This window comes from Salinisphaera hydrothermalis C41B8 (genome assembly GCF_000732535.1).
In the GTDB taxonomy this organism is placed as follows: domain Bacteria; phylum Pseudomonadota; class Gammaproteobacteria; order Nevskiales; family Salinisphaeraceae; genus Salinisphaera; species Salinisphaera hydrothermalis.
In genome coordinates this window covers 22,180-43,746 of the sequence record NZ_APNK01000015.1, presented here as the reverse complement: position 1 = coordinate 43,746, position 21,567 = coordinate 22,180, and the positions used below count along the sequence as shown (strand labels likewise).

Genomic DNA, 21,567 nt, shown 5'->3' with positions numbered 1-21,567 from the left:
CCGTCATTTTTTCGGAAAACTTCGATGTCTGCGTCCGAACAACCTTCGGCCGTCGTTCTCTTGTCCGGCGGTCTCGATTCCACCACCTGCCTGGCCGAAGCGGCCGCGGCTGGTTATCGCTGCTACGCGCTGAGTTTCGACTACGGCCAGCGTCATACCGCCGAGCTCACGGCGGCCCGACGGATCGCGTCGGCAGCCGGCGTGGTCGAGCACAAGATAGTCAAGATCGACTTCGACGGCATGGGCGGCTCCGCCCTGACGGATGCCAGCATCGACGTGCCCGAGAGCCCGACCGAAGGCATACCGTCCACCTACGTGCCGGCACGCAATACGTTGTTTCTTTCGGTTGCGCTGGGCTGGGCCGAGGTGCTCGGCGCTGATGCGATATACATTGGCGTGAATGCCGTGGATTATTCGGGCTACCCGGATTGCCGACCGGAATTCATCGAAGCATTCGAACGCATGGCGGCGCTGGCGACCAAGGTCGGGGTGGAAGGCCACCCAATTTCGGTCAAGACGCCGCTGATGCATCGGACCAAAGCCGAGATCATCGCTCGCGGGCACGAGCTGGGCGTGGACTACAGCCAGACCGTGACGTGTTATCAGGCCGATGACGATGCCCGGGCCTGCGGGTTGTGTGACGCGTGTCGCCTGCGTCGTGCGGGCTTTGAAGCCGCAGGTGTGCCGGATCCAACACGTTACCAGCCGGATGCGCCGCAATCCTGATTTCGGGGGTGGCAAAGCCGCTATTTTCCGGTATCATTCGCGCTCCGCGTGGGGCCGTTAGCTCAGTTGGTAGAGCAGTTGACTTTTAATCAATTGGTCGCAGGTTCGAATCCTGCACGGCCCACCAGACAAGCCTTTTGGGGCATCGAAAGCCGCTTCATTTTCATGAAGCGGCTTTTTTTATGGCGTGAGCAGCGCCGGTTCGGCGGTGGATTTGTGTTTGAAGCGGGGCGGAACCGACGCGGGCAAGAGGCGGAGTCGGTCCCGGATCAGCCGCTGGTTGCCTCGCATCCAGCCATAATCTCCTGAATCTCCTGGGTGATCGCGGCCTGCCGAAGTTTGTGACGAATCTGGGTCAGTTTCTTGATTCGGTTGGCGGCATTGTCGGTCGCTTTCTGCATGGCGGTGGCCCGTGCGGTCATCTCGCTCGCCCGGTTTTCCAGCACGGCCTGGTAGATTTGATAATGAATATAGCGGCGCAGTACAGCGTCGATCAGGTCGATCGACTCGGGCTCGTAGATGTAGTCCCAAGTGTGCGGCATGTCGTCGCTTTCGATAGGCAGGACCGGTAAAAGCTGTACGATCATCGGCTTCTGGTGCAACACATTCTCGAAACGATTGAACGCCAGGAACAGGCGATCGATGCGGCCCTCGGCATACTCATCGATGAGTGTTCGGATCGTCTCGGTGAGCGCTTCGGCGGCGGGGGCATCGGCCAGATTGTTGGCGGAGGCGAGCACCCGCCCGGCGCGCCGGCGAAAATATGCCATGCCACGTTTGCCGAATACGCCCAGCGGGATCTCGTCAGTGGTTTCCGTTCGGGCATCCATCGCGTGGTTGACGCGTGTCAGCAACCGATGATTCAAACCGCCGCAAAGGCCGCGATCGGATGTCACCACGATATAGCCGGCGCGCTGGTCATCGCGATGATCCAACAAGGGGTGCCTGAATTCGCTGTGCGCGGCCACCACGTGTCGGGCGACGTGGCGAATGGCAGCGGCATAAGGACGCCCAGCAAGCATTCGGTCGGTACATCGGCGGCGCTTGGCCATGGCCACCAGCTGCATGGACCGCATCACGCGTTGCAGGCGCTGTACATTGCGGATCTGCCGCTGGATTTCGTGGCTTCGGCTCATCCAGGGCTCGGGCACGTGGTGTAGGTCGACGGCTGGACGGTGCATCGACTGACGGCATTGTAACCAGCCTTGGCGAAAGTGGATTGATCCGAATCAACCACTCGCTTTCAGTGCCGGACGTGACCGCCGTGTCGGGAGGTCTTGATCCGCGTCAATAGATGGCGCGCCGTGTCTTGTAACGATGCCGCATGGCGATCCTTCGAGTCGGAGCGGCGCGCTACGAAATTATTCGCCGCGGGTGTGCTCAATCGCCGCGATACCGCTATATATTGAGCGAGTGCTGACTCATCGAATCGCGCGTCGGCGGTGGTTCCGGCGTTTATAAAATAGGTCACGGCATGTCAGGTCAGAAGTATGTCCTGGAGGTTCAGGCTCGGTTGCCCGAATCCCTGTCGGAACTCAAGGCGTTGTCGGAAAATTTGCTGTATGCCTGGGATCGCCATATCCGTGGCTTGTTCTGGCGCATGGATACGGCGTTGTGGGAACGATGCGGGCATAACCCCAAAGTGTTCCTGCGCCGGATTTCGCAACAGCGGATCGATGAGCTCGCCGGGAATGCCGCCTTCCTGGAGGAATACCAGTACGTGCTCGGCCTGTTTCGGACGTATCGCGATCAGACCAGTCGTCCGTCTGCGCTCGTTGCCGAAAAGCTGGATTCCGAACAGGGGCTGATCGCTTACTTCTGCGCCGAGTACGGTCTGCACGAGAGTCTGCCGTTGTATTCCGGCGGGCTGGGCATCCTCGCTGGCGATCATTGCAAAGCCGCGAGCGGGCTAGGGCTGCCGTTCGTGGCGGTGGGCCTCATGTATCGCCAGGGCTACTTCCGCCAGCAGATCGAGCGCGACGGCAGCCAGAAGGCGTTGTTTCAACCGCACGATCTGCGCGATTTGCCGATTACCCTGGTTTGCGACGACAACGACGCGCCGCTACAGATCGTCGTCCCGTTGCCGGGACGGGATGTGGTGGTTCAGATATGGCGGGCCGAGATCGGCCATCTGGCGCTCTATTTGCTCGATACGGATGTCGAGGGCAATGACGAGGCGGATTGCTCGATCACGTTCCAGCTTTACGGCGGTGACAAGAAACGCCGCATCGAGCAGGAACTGGTTCTGGGCGTCGGGGGTGTCCGAGCGCTGCGCGCACTCGGGCTGGAGCCTTCGGTATGGCATGTTAACGAAGGGCATGCTGCGTTCCTCATGGTCGAACGGTGTCGGGAAGCCATCGCGGCCGGCACGACATTCGAGGCCGGGCTCGAGCAGGTCGCGGCGGCCACCGTGTTTACGACCCATACGCCGGTTGCGGCCGGGCACGATGTATTCGAGCACGATCTGGCGGCCGCTTATCTTGCGCCTTATGCCAAGGCGATGAATTTGCCGCTCGAACAGCTGCTGGCCCTCGGCCAGAGCGAACAGAACCAGACGGCCTTCAACATGACCACGCTCGCGCTGCGTGCATCTCGTTATCAGAACGCGGTGAGTCGGATCCATCGGGGCGTGACGGCGGAAATGGAGGCCCATATCTGGCCGCAGGTGCCGATCGACGAGTCGCCGCTGCAATACGTGACGAATGGCGTCCACGTTCAGACTTTTCTGTCGCGGCAGTGGAGCTATTTCTTCGATATGCACGCGCCCGGGTGGCGCGCCCGACAGTGCGATCATCATTTCTGGCACGACCTGGTGGCGTCGATACCGGACCAGCAATTCTGGCTGCAGCGCATGTCGATCAAGGCGGATATGCTCGACTATGTCGGCAACTGCCTGGCGCGCCAATATCGACGCCAGGGCGTGGGCGAAGCGCATATCGAGCGCCGCCTGGCCATGTTGAAGCCGACGTTTGGACGCGACCCGATGGTGCTGGTGTTCGCACGGCGGTTTGCCACCTACAAACGGGCGACGCTGCTCCTGCGCGACGCGGCGCGGCTGGCGGCGTTGCTCAACGACCCCGAGCGCCCGGTCATCCTGTTGTTCGCCGGCAAGGCGCACCCGGCGGACGAACCCGGCCAGGCATTGATTCGTGCGCTGGTCGAACAGTCGCAGCAGCCCGAATTCGCCGGCAAGCTGTTTGTGCTCGAGGACTACGACCTAGCGATGGGGCGCCAGCTCGTGGCGGGGGCAGACGTCTGGCTGAATACGCCGCTGTATCCGATGGAAGCCTGCGGCACCTCCGGACAGAAAGCCGGGCTCAACGGGGCGCTCAATGTCAGCGTGCTCGATGGCTGGTGGGGCGAGGGTTTCCAGGGCGACAACGGGTGGGCGATCACACCCTATAATCACAGCGACCCCGAGCAGCGCGATCACTACGAGGCCGAGGACCTGCTGGATCTGCTTGAAGACGAGGTCATACCGTTGTACTTCAACCGGGGGCATTTCGGTTATTCGCCCGGCTGGGTCGCGCGTGCCAAAGCGTCGATGTATACCGTGCTGCCGCATTTCAATGCGCAGCGCATGCTGCTGAATTACATCGAGAATCTGTATATTCCGGCCACCCGGCACGGTCGTCGTCTGGCCCGTGACAACGGCAAGCCGGCTGCCGAGCTGGTGGCTTGGAAGCAACGAGTCGCCGATGCCTGGCCCGGCGTCACCCTGAGCCGCAGCAACGGTCGACCGGAGCAGATCGATAGCGGTGAACCGCTGGAACTGCATATTGAAGTACAACTACAGGGGCTGAGCGCCGAGGATCTGCGGCTCGAATGCGTCATGACGCGCGTGCGCGACGACGGCGAGACCGAGGCCGGGATCTGCTGTCTGCTCGCACCGGAGAACGGCGAGAATGGTACCGCGATTTATCGCCTCGCGGAGCCTATCGAGGTGCCCGGGCGCTATGAATATCAAGTGCGCGCTTATCCGCATCACCCCATGCTCGCGCATCCATTCGAGACCGGGTTGATGCGTTGGCTCTAGGGCGTGTTGAGGTTTCGTCCGAGTCCGCGCCAAGCGCTCCCTGAAAATTAACCAGGGGCGGCAAGACGACGCGTAGCGAACGTGGCGTAGTGGGCCTACGCGAGAGAGCGACAACGCTGGATTGCCGTCGTGTCGTTAATTCATGGGCGCTTGTCCCTTCGGGTGGGGCCGCCCATAAAAAATTAACCAGGGCCGCTCAACGGTGTTGCGAGTCTGGGTCGTGGCACGCCCAGAGCCGGCGACTCGCGCCTTGCCGGTCACGATTTGCGGACGCCAACGCGGCGCTCGCACGAAACCTCAACACGCCCTGGCGATCAGTCGCCCGCCAAGCGGCCGTACAATGTGTTGAGCGAGCGGTAATAAGCGCGTGTTTCCGGATCTTCGGGTATGCCTTCGAGTTGCCAGGACCAGTTGTCGGTCGCGGTGCCCGGTCGGTTCATGCGGGCCTCGGCCCCCAGCTGCAGAATATCCTGCATCGGCAGGATCGCGAGCCGAGCGACGGAGGCCAGCGTCTGACGTTGAAGAGCCGCCGGTACGCGATCCGGCGGCTGGCCGAGATAGGCCGCGACATGGCGGCGGGCGGCGCTGTCGCAATCCTCGCGCCACCAGCCGAGCAGCGTGTTGTTGTCGTGTGTGCCGGTATAGACCACCGCGTTGTTCGCATGATTGTGCGGCAGATGGACGTTATCGGCGTTGCCGTCGAAAGCGAACTGGAGCACCCGCATGCCCGCCAGCCCGGCGCGCTGACGCAGTGCGTCCACATCGGCCGTGATCTGCCCCAGGTCCTCCGCCACCAGCGGTAGGGCACCGAGGGCATCGGTGAGCGCGCTCAGCAGTGCATCGCCCGGGCCGGACTCCCATCGGCCGCTGGCGGCATCGGCTCGGTCCACGGGCACCCGCCAAGCGGCGGCGAGCCCGCGGAAATGGTCCAGCCGCAACAGATCGAACAGCGCGAGCTGGCGCCGCAGACGCTCGATCCACCAGCGCCAGTGATCGGCGCGTATCGCCGGCCAGTCGTAGTGCGGCATGCCCCAGAGCTGGCCCGTGGCAGAAAAATAATCCGGGGGTACGCCGGTGTTCGCGGTCATGCGGCCGGCCGCGTCGAGCTGGAAGAGGTCGCGCCGAGCCCAAACGTCGGCGCTGTCGTAGGCGACGAAGAACGACAGATCGCCGAACAGCCGGATCCCGCGGCTGTGTGCCTGCGCGCGCACGCGTGCCCAGGCGAGATGGCAGCGAAATTGATGGCGGCAGGTGGTGCCGATGGCCGCGGCGTGCCGGGTCCGTGCGGCCCGTAGCGCCCCGGGTTCGCGCTGGCGCAGTGGCGCCGGCCAGTCATACCAGGGCCGGCCCAGTTCGCGCCGCAACGCCATGTACAGCGCATAGTCGGGCAGCCAGTACGCCTGTTCCGTGACAAAGGTCTCCAGATCGGGAGGCGACTCGACGGCGGTCGTTTCGTCGAGGGCGAGCAGCGCTGGATCGATCGCGAACACCGACGCGCTGCGATATGGGCTGCCGGTCTCGTCGCGTGGATTCAGGGGCAGGGTCTGCCATACGCTGAAGCCGCAGGCGGCAAGAAAATCACAGAACCGTTCGGCCTCGCCCGGCGCTGCCCGGCCGTCGCTAGGCCGCGGCAACGAACTCGGATGCAGCAGCACGCCGCTGCGTCGGCGATCCAAGGCGGACGTGTGCGGCATCGGGTCAGTGGGCTGGGCGCATGGTATCGACGCTGCCGTGGCTCACGCCGTGGGTGAATACATGGGCCAGGGCATCGGGCGGGTCGCAACCCAGCAGCTGGTATAGCGCGGCGAGATGCACGCGAAACAAGCGCTCGAAATGGGTGACCGTATCCGCCGCGTTGTCGCCGCCGAACCACCAGAACCAGTCCGAGGCTTCGCACAGCGAGAGCTGGCGCTCGGCGGCGGCACGCGTGGCATCGTCCAGCGCTGGGGCTCTCTGATCGAACACGTGCTTGGCAGCGGCCAACATGTCCCAGGCCCGATTCTTCTCGCTATCGCCAATCCAGGTCGAGAACGTGCCATAAACCCAGCTGCCGGCCACCAGCTTGCGCAGTCGGCCGGCCGCGCGCGGGGCCGCTTCGAGAAATGCAGAGAAAGTCGTGGTGGCCAGGCGTTCGTGGCTGGCCAGCGCGGTATAGAGGGCGCCGAGAAAGTGATAGCCGTTTTCCGGATAGTATTCCCAGGCGTTTTCGCCATCGAGAATGATCGGGACCACCATGGGCTGGTTGTCTGTTCGGGCGGCGTCGATCGCTTCAAGCCGATGGATGAATTCGGCAACCGCGTCGTCGGCGTGCCAGTCGCGATAAACGAAGCCGATGGCGTCGGCCAATGCATCGTCGCGAAAGAAACAGGCCGCGCCGCCATTCGGTAGCCGGTAGGGGCGATAGAGCGCGGTCATGGCGGGCTCTTCATCGGCCAGGCTGTTGCGTAGCACTGCTTGCCCGCTTGCGACCCAGGTGAAACCGGCTTCTCCGGCCAGCGCGACCGTGCGGTCGCAGACGCCGCCCTCGGCCGGCCAGCAGCCGGCCGGGGGATGGCCAAAGAAGCGTTCATAGACTTCGCGCGCCCGGGTGAGCTGCCAGCGGGCGCGATCTTCGCCGGCCGGATAAGCCGCGGCGAGCGGCATCGGGCAGTCCGGCCAGGCAGCGCGCGCGCTGTTCAAATCGATGAGCAGCGGCAGAATAGGATGGCTGTACGGCGTGATCGACAACTCGATGCGCCCGGCATCGGCCAGAACGCGATAGCGATCGATCACCCCGCCGATCAGCTCGCGGATTACGGCCACCAGCGTGCGGCATTGGAGCATGCTGTAGTGCTGCTGATGCGCCAGCAGGTCCTGGATACGCGCATCGCTGCGCCGCACCGTCTCGCCGATCCAGCCGAGGTGGTACCAGACCAGCAGGTCGACGAAGAACTGATCGTGCAGATAGCCGATTTCGTCCGGATGCGCGAGCATGTGGCGCGCGGTCGCGACCAGGCGTTGATAGACGGCCAGGTTCTCGAACAAGCGATTCTCCGCGCCCCGCAGACAGGCGCGAAGCAGCATGATGCGTTCCTCCCGCTCGTTCGGGATCAACGGCTGATGCAGCGCGGCGAGCAGCGGATCATGAATTCGCCCACCCCCGGCGGCCACGGCGGTCAGGTCGGTGGTATAGGCCTCGATCTGCTCCAGCAGCACGGGCGAGAAATTCACCACCGCCCGCATGTCGGGATGGGCCTCGAGATGCGCCACCATGTCGACGTAGTCCTTGATCGCGTGGAGATAGGTCCAGGGGTCCTGGAACCGGCCGCTGGTGGGATCGAAATAATCCGGCTGGTGCATGTGCCAACACAGCACGATCTGCAACGGCGGGCGCTTGGTGTCAGCCATTGAGGGCCTCACGGGTCACCAGGACGATGCCCTCGTGGGTCACTTCGAAGCGACGGGCATCGGCGACCTCGTCGATACCGATCTGGGTGCCGTCGGGAATATGGCAGTCGCTGTCGATCACGGCGCGACGAATCCGGCAATCGGCGCCGATGACCACATCCGGGAGAATCACCGAATCCTCGATCACGCTGCGTTCGGCAACCAGTACGCTGGAAAACAGCAACGAGCGTCGCACGGTCGCGCCCGACACGATGCAGCCGCCCGCCACCATGGAATTGACGGCCTCGCCCCGGCGCCCCTGGTCGTCGAATACGAACTTCGCCGGCGGGACCTGCTCCTGATAAGTCCAGATCGGCCAGTCCCGATCGTAGAGGTTGAGCTCGGGGGTGACGTTGATCAGCTCGAGATTGGCGTTCCAATAGCCGTCAAGTGTGCCGACATCGCGCCAGTAGCCGGTGCCGGAATCGGTATGCTTGTTGAAGTGGTAGGCATAGACACCGTGATTCTCGGCGACCGCTCGCGGCAGGATGTCCTTGCCGAAATCGCTGCTCGAGTCGGGATTGGCAGCGTCGTCCTCGAGCATGTGCACCAGGTAGTCGGTGCTGAAGACATAGATGCCCATTGATGCCAGCGCTCGATCGGGGCGGCCCGGCATGGGCGTGGGCGCCTCGGGTTTTTCATCGAACGAGCGGATGCGCTGGTCATCGTCCACCGTCATCACGCCGAACCCCCGGGCTTCATCCAGACTCACGTCCACGCAGCCCACGGTGACGTCGGCCTCGTGCCCGATATGGAAACCCAGCATGGGGCCGTAATCCATCTTGTAGACGTGATCGCCGCCCAGCACGAGCACGAATCGGGGCTCATGCTCCGCTATGATGTCCAGGTTCTGATAAACGGCGTCGGCGGTGCCGCGGTACCAGGCCTCGCCCATGCGCTGCTGGGCAGGCACGACCTCGACGAATTCCCCGAATTCACCGCGCAGGAAACCCCAGGCCTGATGCATGTGGCGGATCAACGGATGCGCCATGTACTGGGTCAGCACCGATACCCGGCGAATACCGGAATTGATGCAGTTCGACAGCACGAAATCGATGATGCGGAACTCGCCGCCGAAGGGCACGGCAGGTTTGGCGCGTCGTCGCGTCAGGCCGCCCAGCCGGGTGCCCCGACCGCCGGCGAGGACCATGGCGAGCGTGTCGCGTGTGACCAGACTGATGAAGCGATTGGAATGTGCTTGTTGTTTTTCGCCATCCATGGTCACCACCCTCCACCATAACCCCGTACCCGGGCCTATTGACGCAGCGTGCGCGCACCGCGTCGGCGTCCGCACATCGTGTTCCGCTGGCCATCGGCTCCGGGCAGGCCGCGCCTCGGACTCGCGATGCCGAGAGGCGTCCCTCGTCAATTTTTATGGCGATTCAACCCTTCGGGCCATGGACTCGGGCGAAACATCGACGGCTATTTACAGATTAAGACAAAAAGAGGGCGGTGGTATTGATTTCGCGCAAAATATCGTGCGGAACTATCCCGCAGGATGGAACGGTTGACCCGGCCGGGGATGAAGCAGCGTGAACGACTCGCATAATGAACAGGTCATCCGCCTGCTGGATGCCCGTTTGCACGATCCGCATCGCGTGCTCGGCCGCCACGTCGGCCGCGACGGCGAAGTCGTCCGCGCCTTCCTGCCGCATGCACATCGCGCTTGGTTAATGCCGTTGAACGAGCCCATGACGCGCTACCGCAACTCGGCCTTGTTCGAATGGCAGGGGGACGACGGCCGGTTGCCCGATGACTATCGCCTGAGCTGGATCGACGAATACGGGCATCGGCATGAACAGCACGATCCGTACGCGTTTGCCTCGTTGCTGCATGAAACCGATTTAGCGCGCTTCAATACCGGTGAACACACCCAGGCGTGGCGCCTGCTGGGCGCGCATCAGGCGACGGATCAGGGGATCGAAGGTACGCGTTTCGCCGTATGGGCGCCCCGGGCCGAGCGGGTCAGCGTGATCGGCGACTTCAACCGTTGGGACGGGCGGGCGCATCCCATGCGCATCCATAGCCGCAGCGGCGTCTGGGAGCTGTTCGTGCCGGGACTGTCCGAGGGCGCGCTCTACAAATTCGAGATTCGCGATGTGAACGGGCGAGTGCGGCACAAGACGGATCCCTATGGGCGGCGCTTCGAGCGCCGGCCGTCCACGGCCGCGGTCGTGACCGGGCCGTCGCACCACATCTGGGGCGATGGCGACTGGATGGCCGCGCGCGGCGCCTGGCAGTGGGCGCCAATCGCCATCTATGAAGTGCACCTCGGCTCTTGGCAACGCCAGCCCGACGGCGGCTTTCTCAACTATCGCGAGCTCGCCGATCGGTTGGTGCCCTATGTACGCGAGCTGGGCATGACCCACGTCGAGGTCATGCCGCTCACCGAGCATCCATTGGACGCCTCCTGGGGCTATCAGCCCACGGGCTATTTCGCGCCGACCAGCCGTTACGGGGAGCCGGACGATCTACGCTATTTCGTCGATGTGCTGCATCAAGCGGGTATCGGCGTATATCTCGACTGGGTACCGGGGCACTTCCCGCGCGACGACTTCGGGCTCGCCCGCTTCGATGGCGAGGCTCTGTACGAAGACGCCGATCCGTTGCGCGGCGAGCATCCGGAGTGGGGGACGCTGCAGTTCGATTACGGCCGCCCGGAAGTGCGCAGCTTCCTGTTGTCGAGCGCGCTCTACTGGTTGCAGGAATTCCATTTCGACGGCCTGCGCGTCGATGGCGTGGCGTCGATGCTGTATCTGGACTATGCCCGCGCGGCGGGTCGTTGGCGGCGCAACGCGCACGGCGGCAATGAAAACATCGAGGCGACCGAGTTCCTGCGCACACTGAATGTGCTCACCCATGGCGAATGCCCCGGCAGCGTCACCATCGCCGAGGAGTCGACCAGCTGGCCGGGCGTCTCGCGTCCGCCCGAAGCCGGGGGGCTCGGGTTTTCCATGAAATGGAACATGGGCTGGATGCACGACACGCTCGACTATCTGCATCGCCGCCCGGTTCACCGGGCCTACCACCACGACGAACTCACCTTCGGTTTGCTATACGCCTTCAACGAGAATTTCGTACTGGCCTTGTCGCACGACGAGGTCGTACACGAAAAAGGCTCCCTCTACGGCAAGATGGCCGGTGATCCGTGGCAGAAACGCGCGAACCTGCGCCTGCTGTATACCTATCAGTTCACCTATCCGGGCAAGAAACTGTTGTTCATGGGCGCGGAAATGGCCAATCCCTGGGAATGGAACGATCAATTGGCCTTGCCGCAGTTCCTGCTCGACGAGCCCGAGCGGCGCGGCATCGCTACATTGATTGGCGATCTCGGGCGTCTGTATCAGAACGAGCCGGCATTGCATCGTCGGGACTTCGAGCCGGCCGGTTTTGAATGGATCGACTGCGATGACGCCGGTCATTCCATCATCGCTTACCAGCGACGCGGCGGCGACCAGGACATCGTCGTGATCCTCAATTTCACGCCCGAGGCCCGCGAGGGCTATCGTCTTGGCGTGCCCGAGCCCGGTTATTATCGCGAGCGGCTCAATTCCGATGCCTCGATGTATGGCGGCGGCAACGTCGGCAACCTGGGCGGGATCGAGAGTGAAGCGGTAGCCTGCAATGGCCGGGCGCAATCGCTGGTTCTGACGCTGCCGCCCCTCGGCGGCCTGATTCTTCAGCGGGGGCCACGGCCATGATGCCCGACGATCATCCGGTACGACGACACCGTATTCTCTTTGTCGCCAGTGAGGCAGTGCCCTGGATCAAGACCGGCGGGCTGGCGGATGTCGCCGGCAGTCTGCCACGCGCGCTGGCAGCCGCGGGCCACGATGTACGGTTGCTGATTCCGGCCTATGGCGATGTGCTGGCCCAGTATGCCGAATTGACCGCCGTCCCCGGGTTCCGGCCCCCGGTCGCCGGGATACGTCTATTGACGACCCGACCGGATTCCAGCGGCCTGCGCAGCTGGTTTGTCGACCTGCCGGGCGTCGGGGACCGACGCGGCAATCCGTATCATGACGAACATATCAACGATTGGCCCGATAACGCGTACCGCTTCGGGGTTTTCGCCCGGGCTGCCGCAGCGCTGGCCGGCGGACGGGCCGGACTGGACTGGCAGGCCGATATCCTCCACTGCAACGACTGGCAAACCGGGCTCGTGCCAGTACACGCCATGCTCGAACGCGTCCCGGCCACGACGATTTTTACCATCCACAATTTGCAATACCGCGGCCTGTTCGCGGCCGAGACGCGCGCTCGGCTCGATTTGCCGGCCTGGCTCTGGCACCGGGACGCGCTCGAATTCCATGGCCAGCTCAGTTTCATCAAGGGCGGCCTGGCGTTCGCGGATGCGTTGACCACCGTCAGCCCGACCTATGCCCGCGAAATCTGCACGCCGCATGCGGGGCATGGGCTGGATGGGCTGCTGCGCGCACGGGGCGAATGCCTGTCGGGGGTTCTCAACGGCTTGGACCCCGACGTCTGGAATCCAGCGGACGACCCGTATCTTCCCGCCTGTTTCGACGCCGAAGATCTCCGCGGTAAGCGACGCTGCAAGAAAGCGCTCCAGCACGAGCTGGGGCTTGCCCAGCGTGCCGAGGCCCCGCTATGCGGCGTGATCTCGCGTTTGGTGGCGCAGAAAGGGATCGATCTGATCCTGGCCGGCCTGCCGCGCCTGCTCGAACGCGGCGGGCAGTTGGCCTTGCTTGGCCGGGGCGATCCGGCGATCGAGGCACGTCTTCGTGCGATCGCGGCCGAGCATCCCGCCGCGGTCGCCGTGCGTCTCGAATTTGACGAAGGGCTGGCGCATCGTATCGAGGCGGGGGCCGATCTATTTCTCATGCCGTCGCGGTTCGAGCCCTGCGGCCTCAATCAGATGTACAGCCAGCGCTATGGCACGCCACCGCTGGTGCATCGCTGCGGCGGGCTGGCCGACAGCGTCGTCGATACCGATACGGACACGCTCGAAGACCAGCGCGCGACCGGCTTCGTGTTCGAGCCGGCTACGGAAGCCGCCTTTATCGAAGCACTCGAGCGCGCGCTCGCCTACTTTGCCCAGCCGGACGTCTGGCGCCGGATTCAAAGAGCGGGTATGGCCCGAGATTTCAGCTGGCGGGCCAGTGCGAGCCGCTACCTCGAGATCTACGCCCAGGCAGCCCGGTCGCGAGGCATCGAGGGGATGCCCCGGGATTGATCTGGCTCAATTCGCCCGTGTCCGGCGCGACCTAAGGTAGTGGCACATACCGATCCCGATCCACGGGATCGGCGCTGCCATCCCATCCGAGGGTCAGACTCATGAGCCAGACGCAGTTCCAACAGGTTTATGGTCATCGCGTGGCGGCCCTGCACGGCCAGCGGGATCCGGCGCGGTTGCGCTGGCATGTCTGGGCCCAGCAGGTGCGCGACGGGGGTATTCCCTGTTTCGCTACCGACGAACGCAATACCTGCGACGAAAGCGACTGCCCCTGGCGTCCGCAATGCCGAGCTCGCATGGCGGCCTGGAAACGATGACGTTCTTCCCGGCGCGTCTGTCGGCGCGATCGGTTTGAACCTCCGGGCGTACGATTCGCGACGTCGGCCCGTGGTGACGGGTCGATGTCGGTCGCGTCCGGGCTTGACGACGCGAAAGGACGGATGCAATGGCAACGCTTGATCCCGACCTGTTGCAGCGGATCGATGCCTACTGGCGCGCGGCGAACTATCTCTCGGTCGGGCAGATGTATCTGTTCGACAATCCATTGCTACGCCGGCCGCTGGAGCCGCGTCACATCAAGCGGATGTTGCTGGGGCATTGGGGGACGACGCCCGGGCAGAATTTCATCTATGCGCACCTGAATCGGGCGATCAAGGCGCACGATCTGGACATGATCTATCTCTCGGGGCCGGGCCACGGCGGCCCCGCGGTGTTCGCCCATACCTACCTCGAAGGCACCTACAGCGAGATCTATCCGGACGTCGGCCGCGACGAAGCCGGCCTGCGTCAGCTGTTCATGCAGTTTTCCTTCCCCGGCGGCGTGCCAAGCCATGCCTCGCCGGAATGCCCCGGATCGATCCACGAAGGCGGCGAGCTGGGTTATTCGCTCAGCCATGCGTTCGGTGCCGTGTTCGACAACCCGGAACTGATCGCCGCCTGTGTCGTTGGCGACGGCGAGGCGGAGACCGGGCCGCTGGCTACCGCCTGGCATTCGAACAAATTCCTGAATCCGGCGACCGACGGCGCTGTCCTGCCGATCCTGCATCTCAACGGCTACAAGATTGCCAACCCCACGGTGCTGGCCCGTATTGACGACGACGAGCTCGATCAATTGCTGCGCGGCTATGGCTGGACGCCGATCCGGGTGGAGGGCCACGAGCCGGCGCTGATGCATGAAGCCATGGCGAGCACGCTGGATCGGGCGGTCGAACAAATTCGCGCCGCGCAGCGCGAAGCCCGCGAGCGTGTCGCGTCCGGTGGCGATTGCGAACGGCCCCGTTGGCCCATGATCGTGCTGCGTTCGCCCAAGGGCTGGACGGGCCCGGCACGGGTCGACGACACACCGGTCGAGGGCACGTTCCGGGCACATCAGGTACCGATCCGAGATCCGCGGACCAACCCGGCGCATCTCGCACAGCTCGAAGCCTGGTTGAAAAGCTATCGGCCCGAGGAACTGTTCGACGACACGGGTCGCCTGCGGCCCGAGCTGGCGGAATTGGCACCGGTCGGGCCGCGGCGCATGGGCGCTAATCCACATGCCAACGGCGGTCTGTTGCTGCGCGATCTGCGCATGCCGGACTTCCGCGACTACGCGGTGCAGGTCCCGACGCCGGGCACGACCGGCAAGGGCGACACGCATGTGCTCGGCCCATTCCTGCGCGACGTGATTCGGCTCAACGACGAACGCCGTCATTTTCGGCTGTTCGGGCCCGATGAAACGCTGTCCAATGGTCTCGAGGCCGTGTTCGAAGCCACATCGCGTCAATGGCTCGGCGAGCTATGGCCCGAGGATGCACTGCTGGCCCGCGACGGGCGCGTGATGGAGGTGCTCAGCGAGCATCAATGCCAAGGCTGGCTCGAGGGCTATCTGTTGACCGGGCGCCACGGCCTGTTCAACTGCTACGAAGCCTTCATCCATATCATCGATTCGATGTTCAATCAGCACGCGAAGTGGTTGAAGGTGACGACGCAACTACCGTGGCGGCCGCGACTCGCCTCGCTCAACTACCTCATTGCCTCGCATGTATGGCGCCAAGACCACAACGGCTTTTCCCACCAGGATCCGGGCTTCATCGATCATGTGGTCAACAAGAAGGCCGAGGTCGTGCGCGTCTATCTGCCGCCGGATGCCAATTGCCTGTTGTCGGTCATGGATCACTGTTTGCGCAGCCGTCACTACGTCAACGTGGTGATCGCCGGCAAGCATCCGGCCCCGCAGTGGCTGACCGCGGAGGAGGCGATCGTGCATTGCAGCCGCGGCATCGGCGTATGGGACTGGGCCGGCAACGAAAGCGACGAGGAGCCGGATATCGTGATGGCCTGTTGCGGCGACGTGCCGACCCTGGAAACGCTGGCGGCGGTGTCCATCCTGCGCGAGCATCTGCCGGAACTCACCGTGCGCGTGGTCAACGTGGTCGACCTGATGAAACTGCAGTCCGACCGCGAGCATCCGCACGGTCTGAGCGATGCCGATTTCGACGATCTGTTCACGGCCGACCGGCCGGTCGTATTCGCGTTTCATGGCTACCCGTGGCTGGTGCACCGCCTGACCTATCGTCGCTGCAATCGTGGCATGCGGGTCCATGGCTATCAGGAGGAAGGGACCATCACCACGCCGTTCGACATGACCGTGCTCAACGAACTGGACCGCTTCCACCTGGCGATCGATGCGATCGACCAGCTGCCGCGCCCGCATGCGCGCGCCGGGCGGCTCAAGCGGCTTCTGTGCGACAAGCTCATCCAGCACCGGCAATACATCGATCGTCATGGCGAAGACATGCCCGAGGTGCGGGATTGGCAGTGGCCGGGGGCGGGTGATTAACCCGGCAGAAAAATAGCTGTCGCTTCCGGTGAATGGCATGGGAAACAGCGGGCGATGTCTGCCTTTCGAGGGCGTATTTCATGACGACACGCCGTTGTGTCTCGTCCGGCGGGCCGATGCGCTACCGGCCCGCTGCGCTCGGCCGGTCGGCGTTTTGAAGCCATAGACGAACAGGCTCGGATTCTGTTTTTGCGCGCGGGAAAAAACGGCGAGTCTCCAGCTGTTTTTCCATCGCGTCGGCCGACCGTGTCGGACATGGTGGCCCGGGGCACCGTTTGATCCTGATCAACGATCGACGCGCGCCAATACGGCACGCTGGCTCGAATGGTGTTCACCGCTCGGCGCTGGATGGTCCGGAGGCGACCATGGGACAAACAACGGATAAACCCGATCGCGATGCGCAAACGAGCGCCGGGCATCGTGTCGCCACCGATGATCGGGACGACTGGATGCTCGTCGTCGATGTTCGCGAATTTGCCGATCACTATGTGATCCGTGCCGAATTGCCCGGCGTGGCGGCGGGTGCCATTAAGGTCGCGGTAGAGGACGGCATGCTTTTGCTTTCCGGGGAGCGGCCACGCGTTTGGCACGACCCGCAGCGCCCGCATCCGGGCGCCTGCGGCCAGCGTCATTTCGCTCGCAGCATTAGCTTGCCGTTCGACGCCGACAGCCGCCGGTTCGATGTCGCGCCGGAGCAAGGCGCGGTCGAAGTCCGCTTCGCCCGGCTCTACGCGCCGGTACCCGATGCATTACGCGAGTTACCCGAATGAGCGGGCATCCCGTATTGGCGGCGGCGCGGTGGCAGAACGCGCCGTCAACCGGTTTGATTCGGCCAACCTAAATCGATGAATAAAAATATCTATCCATACATCTGGTCAGTGCTCATCCCGGTGTTGGTGCTGATTGCCATGATGCAGCTCACCCACAGCAATACGGAGTCGGTGAGCTTGCCGTACAGCGCGTTCCAGAAGGAATTGAACCAGGGCAACATCAAGGATGTAACGATCGGAACGCAGTCGATACGTGGCGATTTCAAGCAGCCGCGCGACGGCAAGACCCATTTCACGACCCTACGGGTGCCCGAAGACCTGCGGACCGAGCTCGACAAGGCAGGCGTGACGTATCGCGGCGCGCCCGATACGACCTGGATCGGGACGCTATTGTCGTGGGTCCTGCCCATGGGCCTGTTTCTGGGCGTGTGGATCTTCCTGATGCGTCGGATGGCCGGCGGCAGCTCCGGTGCTGGCGGGTTCATGCAGGTTGGCAAGAGCCGCGCCAAGATCTATGTCGAAACCGATACCAAGGTCGGTTTCGATGATGTGGCCGGCGTCGACGAAGCCAAGGAAGAACTGGTCGAACTGATCGAATTTCTCAAGGACCCGAAGCGCTACAGCACGCTCGGTGCCCATATCCCCAAGGGCGTGCTGCTGGTCGGCCCGCCGGGCACGGGCAAGACGCTGCTGGCGCGTGCGGTGGCCGGTGAGGCGGAGGTGCCGTTCTTTTCCATCAGCGGCTCCGAGTTCGTCGAGATGTTCGTGGGCGTCGGGGCGGCCCGGGTACGGGACCTGTTCCAGCAGGCGCGGGCCAAGGCGCCGGCCATTATCTTCATCGACGAGTTGGATGCGCTGGGGCGCGCACGCGGCGTGTTCCACCAGACCGGCGGCAATGACGAACGCGAACAGACGCTCAACCAGCTGCTGGTCGAGCTCGACGGCTTCGACCCGAGCGGCGGACTCGTGCTGCTGGCGGCGACCAACCGGCCCGAGATTCTCGACCCGGCGTTGCTGCGCGCGGGCCGATTCGATCGCCAGGTGCTGGTGGATCGGCCGGACAAGGCCGGGCGCATCCAGATCCTGCGCGTGCACGTGAAGAAGATTCGCCTGGCCGAGGATGTGGCGCTGGAACAGATCGCGGCGCTCACCACCGGCTTTACCGGTGCCGACCTTGCCAATCTGGTCAACGAAGCGGCGCTGCTCGCCACCCGGCGTCGCGCCGACGCCGTCACGATGATCGATTTCAACAACGCGATCGAACGCATCGTGGCCGGGCTGGAAAAGAAGAACCGTATTCTCAACCCGCGCGAGCGCGAGATCGTGGCGCACCACGAAATGGGCCATGCGCTGATGACACGGCTGCTGCCCGGCGTGGACCCGGTGCACAAGGTCTCGATCATTCCGCGCGGCATCGGGGCGCTGGGCTATACGTTGCAGCGACCGACCGAGGATCGTTTCCTGATGACGCGGGAAGAGCTCGAGAACAAGATCGCGGTGTTGCTCGGCGGGCGGGCGGCCGAAAAACTGGTTTACCGCCACCTGTCGACCGGTGCCGCCGACGATCTGTCCAAGGCCACCGATCTCGCGCGCAGCATGGTCACACGCTACGGCATGGACGAGCAGCTCGGTTATGTCACCTACGACAACGAGCCGGCCAGCCTGCTGGGTCCGGGCGGCTATGGCGGGCCAGGCGAGCGGTCTTTTAGCGAGCACACGGCCGACGCGATCGACGGCGCCGTGCGCACCATCATTCACGACGTATTCGAGCGCGTTTATGCCGCGCTGGAGCGTAATCGCGACGTGTTGGAAGCTGGCGCGAGGGAATTGCTCGAGCACGAAACGCTGGACGCCGCCGATCTGGATCGGCTCGCGGCCGATCTGGTTGGCGGCGGACAATCGGTGACGCCACTACGTGCCGGGGCCGCGAAATAAAGCGGTGCGCGGCGCCGACAGATCGCGGGCAAGGCCGGCACAGAACGGTTCGGGCACATCGGCGGGTTGATGCGGATCAAGTCGTTCCCGGCGTCGATCCGCAACCATACGGCATCGAATTCGGAACGGATCGGTGGACGAGTTGTCGCTGTTCTACTGGCGTCGTGTGGCGCTGATAATCGGTGCCCTCACGGTGGCTGGCTGCTCGCTGGCGCCGGCCGAGCGCATGCCGGTCCCGCCCATACCGCCACGCTATGATGCCGGTGCCGCGAATGCGCCGGAGCCGGCGCTCGACGCCGCTCGGGTCGGCTGGCGGGATTTCTTCCGAGATCCGCGTCTGCAGCGGCTGATCGAAGCCGCGCTGGCGCATAACCGCGATCTTCAAGTGGCCGTGAGCCGGGTCGATGAAGTCCGCGCTCAGTATCGAATCCAGCGTGCCTCCGAGCTGCCCCGGATCGACGCCAGCGGGACCGTGATCCGTGGCGATGTGCCGGGTAATACGCCGTTGATCGGCGGCGACGATATCAAGCAGCACCAGCTGGCGATTCTCGTACCGTCATACGAACTCGATTTCTGGGGCCGGGTGGCGAACCTCCGGCGAGCGGCATTGGCTGAATACCTGGCCACCGACGAAGCGCGTCGCTCGTTTGAGATCAGCCTGATTGCCCAGGTGGCCGATACGTATCTGTTGCAGCGCGAGTTGGACGAGCGGATCGCGCTGGCAACCCAGACGCTGCGCAATCGCGAGGAGTCGCTGCGTATCGCGCGGCGGCGCTATGAGTTGGGGGCGACGTCCGAACTGGCGCTGCGCCAGATGCAGACGCTGACCGGCAGCACGCGAGCGGATCTTGCGGCATTGCATCAGGACAGCGACAGGAATCGACATCTGATGCAGCAACTCGTGGGCGAGTGGCCCGGCGCGCTGCCGCCGCCGCGTTCTTTGGCGGGCCAGGGCGTCGTAACGACGCTCGGGCCCGGCTTACCGTCCGACCTGTTGCTCAATCGCCCTGATCTGCGGGCCGACGAGGCGCGATTGCGCGGTGCGAACGCCAACATCGGCGCTGCTCGTGCCGCTTTTCTGCCGCAGATCACGCTCACCGCGAGCTATGGCACGGCGAGCGCGCAGCTCAACGACTTGTTCGCAGCTGGGACCAGCAGCTGGTTGTTCGTGCCGCGTCTTACGGTGCCGCTATTCGATTACGGCGAGCGTCGCGCCAATCTCGATCTCGCCTGGGCGCGGCGACATACGGCGGTGGCCCAGTACGAATCGGACGTGCAGCAGGCGTTTCGTGAGGTGCGCGACGGGCTCACCGCGCGCAAGTGGCTGCGGCTACAGGTCGAGGCTTTGCGATACACCGTGGCGGCGGAGCGCGCCCGCGTGCGCCTTGCCCGCCATCAATACGACAACGGCTCCGTGGCCTTCATCGAAGTCCTCGATGCCCAACGCGCGTTGTTCACCGAACAGCAGCGGCTGGTGCAGATGCGTCGAGCCGAGCTGACCAACGCGGTCGATCTGTATCGCGCGCTCGGCGGGGGCCGGGTCGAGCGCCGGTTGCCAACGGGAGCGAGTACATGACCGTAAGCCCGAAAATGAAGACGGGGCTGTTCTGGGGCGCGGTGGCGGCGGTGATCGTCGCGATCGGCGTATGGGCGTGGCTGCGCTGGCAGCCGGACGGGCCGGGGCCGGATTTCGCCGCCAGCAACGGCCGTATCGAAGCGGTGGATATCGAGCTCGCCACCAAATATGCCGGCCGCATTCACGACATCGCGGTGGACGAGGGCGATTTTGTCGCCTCCGGCCAGGTTGTGGCCCATATGGATACCGCGACGCTCGATGCCCAGTTGGCGCAGGCGAAGGCACGGGTACTACAGGCGCGCAGCGCCCGCACCTCGGCAGTGTCCGACGTGGCGCTGCGGCGGGCCGAGTATGCCAACGCCGAAGCCGTGGTGGCGCAGCGCAAGGCCGAAGCCGACGTCGCCGGCAAGCGCTTCCGCCGCGCCCGGGCGCTGCTGGCCGAGCGGGCCGGTTCACAGCAGGAACTCGATGACAGCGAGTCGGCCTACCAGCAGGCACGCGCTACGCTCGCCGCCGCGCGTGCGCAGGTCCAGGCCAGCCGCGCGGCGATCGAGGCCGCTCAGGCATCGGTGGGCCAGGCCGAGGCGTCGATCCAGGCGGCCGTGGCCGCGACGCAGGAGCTCAAGGCCGAGCTGGCGGACAGCGTGCTGCACGCGCCGCGTGCCGGGCGCATCCAGTATCGCGTGGCCCAGCCCGGCGAAGTGCTGGCCGCGGGCGCCAGCGTGCTCAGCATGGTGGATCTGAGCGATGTCTACATGACGTTCTTCCTGCCAACGGCCAAGGCCGGGCGCGTGGCCCTGGGGGCCGAGGCCCGTATCGTGCTCGATGCGGCACCGGGCTATGTGATTCCCGCCACGATCTCGTATGTCGCCGATGTGGCGCAGTTCACGCCCAAGACGGTCGAAACCGCGGAGGAGCGCCAGAAGCTCACTTTCCGGGTCAAGGCGCGGATCGCGCCAGCGCTGTTGCAGCAACATCTCAAGCAGGTCAAGACCGGCTTGCCGGGCATGGTTTACGTGCGTCTGAATCCCGCGACGCCATGGCCGGCCGATCTGCAGGTCAAATTGCCCCGTGGCTGAG

14 protein-coding genes and 1 tRNA gene are annotated in these 21,567 nt (G+C 64.3%); 11 read left to right on the top strand and 4 right to left on the bottom strand.

Annotation, left to right across the window (positions count from 1 at the left end):
• The first annotated feature begins 24 nt into the window (after positions 1–24).
• The gene (gene queC, locus C41B8_RS10970) at positions 25–726 is read left to right on the top strand and encodes a 7-cyano-7-deazaguanine synthase QueC (protein ID WP_037337863.1); all 702 of its coding nucleotides are present in this window, start codon (positions 25–27) and stop codon (positions 724–726) included.
• Positions 727–777: 51 nt separating this feature from the next.
• Positions 778–853: transfer RNA gene (locus tag C41B8_RS10965), tRNA-Lys, on the top strand.
• 142 nt (positions 854–995) lie between these two features.
• Here the strand turns inward: C41B8_RS10965 and atpG are convergent.
• Positions 996–1,862 (bottom strand): ATP synthase F1 subunit gamma, encoded by an 867-nt coding sequence (atpG, locus tag C41B8_RS10960; protein ID WP_037337854.1) that lies wholly within the window; start codon positions 1,860–1,862, stop codon positions 996–998.
• Positions 1,863–2,200: 338 nt separating this feature from the next.
• On the opposite strand from atpG, the gene glgP reads away from it, so the two are divergent.
• Positions 2,201–4,762, top strand: a complete 2,562-nt coding sequence (gene glgP, locus C41B8_RS10955) for an alpha-glucan family phosphorylase (RefSeq protein ID WP_051883404.1) — start codon at positions 2,201–2,203, stop codon at positions 4,760–4,762.
• Positions 4,763–5,076: 314 nt separating this feature from the next.
• Here glgP and malQ read toward each other — a convergent pair whose 3' ends face one another.
• Genes malQ through glgC form a run of 3 tightly spaced genes read right to left on the bottom strand, consistent with a single transcriptional unit; the run spans position 5,077 to position 9,407 of the window.
• A complete protein-coding gene (gene malQ, locus C41B8_RS10950; RefSeq protein WP_037337848.1) occupies positions 5,077–6,456 on the bottom strand; it encodes a 4-alpha-glucanotransferase in 1,380 nt (459 codons plus the stop codon).
• Between the two features lie 4 nt (positions 6,457–6,460).
• Entirely contained in the window at positions 6,461–8,149 is a 1,689-nt protein-coding gene (locus C41B8_RS10945) for a glycoside hydrolase family 57 protein (RefSeq protein ID WP_037337844.1), read from the bottom strand.
• Complete coding sequence (gene glgC, locus C41B8_RS10940; RefSeq protein ID WP_037337843.1) at positions 8,142–9,407, bottom strand: glucose-1-phosphate adenylyltransferase; 1,266 nt, start codon at positions 9,405–9,407, stop codon at positions 8,142–8,144. Before glgC ends, C41B8_RS10945 begins: the two co-directional genes overlap by 8 nt.
• Before the next feature lie 313 nt (positions 9,408–9,720).
• Between glgC and glgB the strand changes: the two genes are divergently transcribed.
• From glgB to C41B8_RS10900, 8 genes are all read left to right on the top strand, one after another.
• The gene (gene glgB / locus C41B8_RS10935) at positions 9,721–11,889 is read left to right on the top strand and encodes a 1,4-alpha-glucan branching protein GlgB (RefSeq protein WP_037337842.1); all 2,169 of its coding nucleotides are present in this window, start codon (positions 9,721–9,723) and stop codon (positions 11,887–11,889) included.
• Positions 11,889–13,385, top strand: a complete 1,497-nt coding sequence (glgA, locus tag C41B8_RS10930) for a glycogen synthase GlgA (RefSeq protein WP_037337939.1) — start codon at positions 11,889–11,891, stop codon at positions 13,383–13,385. The genes glgB and glgA overlap by 1 nt, the downstream gene beginning before the upstream one ends.
• Before the next feature lie 101 nt (positions 13,386–13,486).
• Complete coding sequence (locus C41B8_RS10925) at positions 13,487–13,702, top strand: hypothetical protein (RefSeq protein ID WP_037337840.1); 216 nt, start codon at positions 13,487–13,489, stop codon at positions 13,700–13,702.
• A 128-nt stretch (positions 13,703–13,830) separates the two neighbouring features.
• A complete protein-coding gene (locus C41B8_RS10920) occupies positions 13,831–16,206 on the top strand; it encodes a phosphoketolase family protein (protein WP_037337838.1) in 2,376 nt (791 codons plus the stop codon).
• A 365-nt stretch (positions 16,207–16,571) separates the two neighbouring features.
• Positions 16,572–16,976 (top strand): Hsp20/alpha crystallin family protein, encoded by a 405-nt coding sequence (locus C41B8_RS10915; protein WP_037337836.1) that lies wholly within the window; start codon positions 16,572–16,574, stop codon positions 16,974–16,976.
• A 75-nt stretch (positions 16,977–17,051) separates the two neighbouring features.
• Positions 17,052–18,911 carry an ATP-dependent zinc metalloprotease FtsH gene (ftsH, locus tag C41B8_RS10910; RefSeq protein ID WP_051883403.1) on the top strand — a complete coding sequence of 620 codons (1,860 nt, stop codon included), beginning with the start codon at positions 17,052–17,054 and terminating at the stop codon, positions 18,909–18,911.
• 133 nt (positions 18,912–19,044) lie between these two features.
• Entirely contained in the window at positions 19,045–20,487 is a 1,443-nt protein-coding gene (locus C41B8_RS10905) for an efflux transporter outer membrane subunit (RefSeq protein ID WP_051883402.1), read from the top strand.
• Positions 20,484–21,566, top strand: a complete 1,083-nt coding sequence (locus C41B8_RS10900; protein ID WP_051883401.1) for an HlyD family secretion protein — start codon at positions 20,484–20,486, stop codon at positions 21,564–21,566. The genes C41B8_RS10905 and C41B8_RS10900 overlap by 4 nt, the downstream gene beginning before the upstream one ends.
• Position 21,567: the final 1 nt, after the last annotated feature.

Bases quoted from the DNA above. Each gene is read 5' to 3' on its own strand.
- queC (WP_037337863.1), top strand. From the start codon at position 25: ATGTCTGCGTCCGAACAACCTTCGGCCGTCGTTCTCTTGTCCGGCGGT.
- atpG (WP_037337854.1), bottom strand. From the start codon at position 1,862: ATGAGCCGAAGCCACGAAATCCAGCGGCAGATCCGCAATGTACAGCGC.
- glgP (WP_051883404.1), top strand. From the start codon at position 2,201: ATGTCAGGTCAGAAGTATGTCCTGGAGGTTCAGGCTCGGTTGCCCGAA.
- malQ (WP_037337848.1), bottom strand. From the start codon at position 6,456: ATGCCGCACACGTCCGCCTTGGATCGCCGACGCAGCGGCGTGCTGCTG.
- C41B8_RS10945 (WP_037337844.1), bottom strand. From the start codon at position 8,149: ATGGCTGACACCAAGCGCCCGCCGTTGCAGATCGTGCTGTGTTGGCAC.
- glgC (WP_037337843.1), bottom strand. From the start codon at position 9,407: ATGGATGGCGAAAAACAACAAGCACATTCCAATCGCTTCATCAGTCTG.
- glgA (WP_037337939.1), top strand. From the start codon at position 11,889: ATGCCCGACGATCATCCGGTACGACGACACCGTATTCTCTTTGTCGCC.
- C41B8_RS10925 (WP_037337840.1), top strand. From the start codon at position 13,487: ATGAGCCAGACGCAGTTCCAACAGGTTTATGGTCATCGCGTGGCGGCC.
- C41B8_RS10920 (WP_037337838.1), top strand. From the start codon at position 13,831: ATGGCAACGCTTGATCCCGACCTGTTGCAGCGGATCGATGCCTACTGG.
- C41B8_RS10915 (WP_037337836.1), top strand. From the start codon at position 16,572: ATGGGACAAACAACGGATAAACCCGATCGCGATGCGCAAACGAGCGCC.
- ftsH (WP_051883403.1), top strand. From the start codon at position 17,052: ATGAATAAAAATATCTATCCATACATCTGGTCAGTGCTCATCCCGGTG.
- C41B8_RS10900 (WP_051883401.1), top strand. From the start codon at position 20,484: ATGACCGTAAGCCCGAAAATGAAGACGGGGCTGTTCTGGGGCGCGGTG.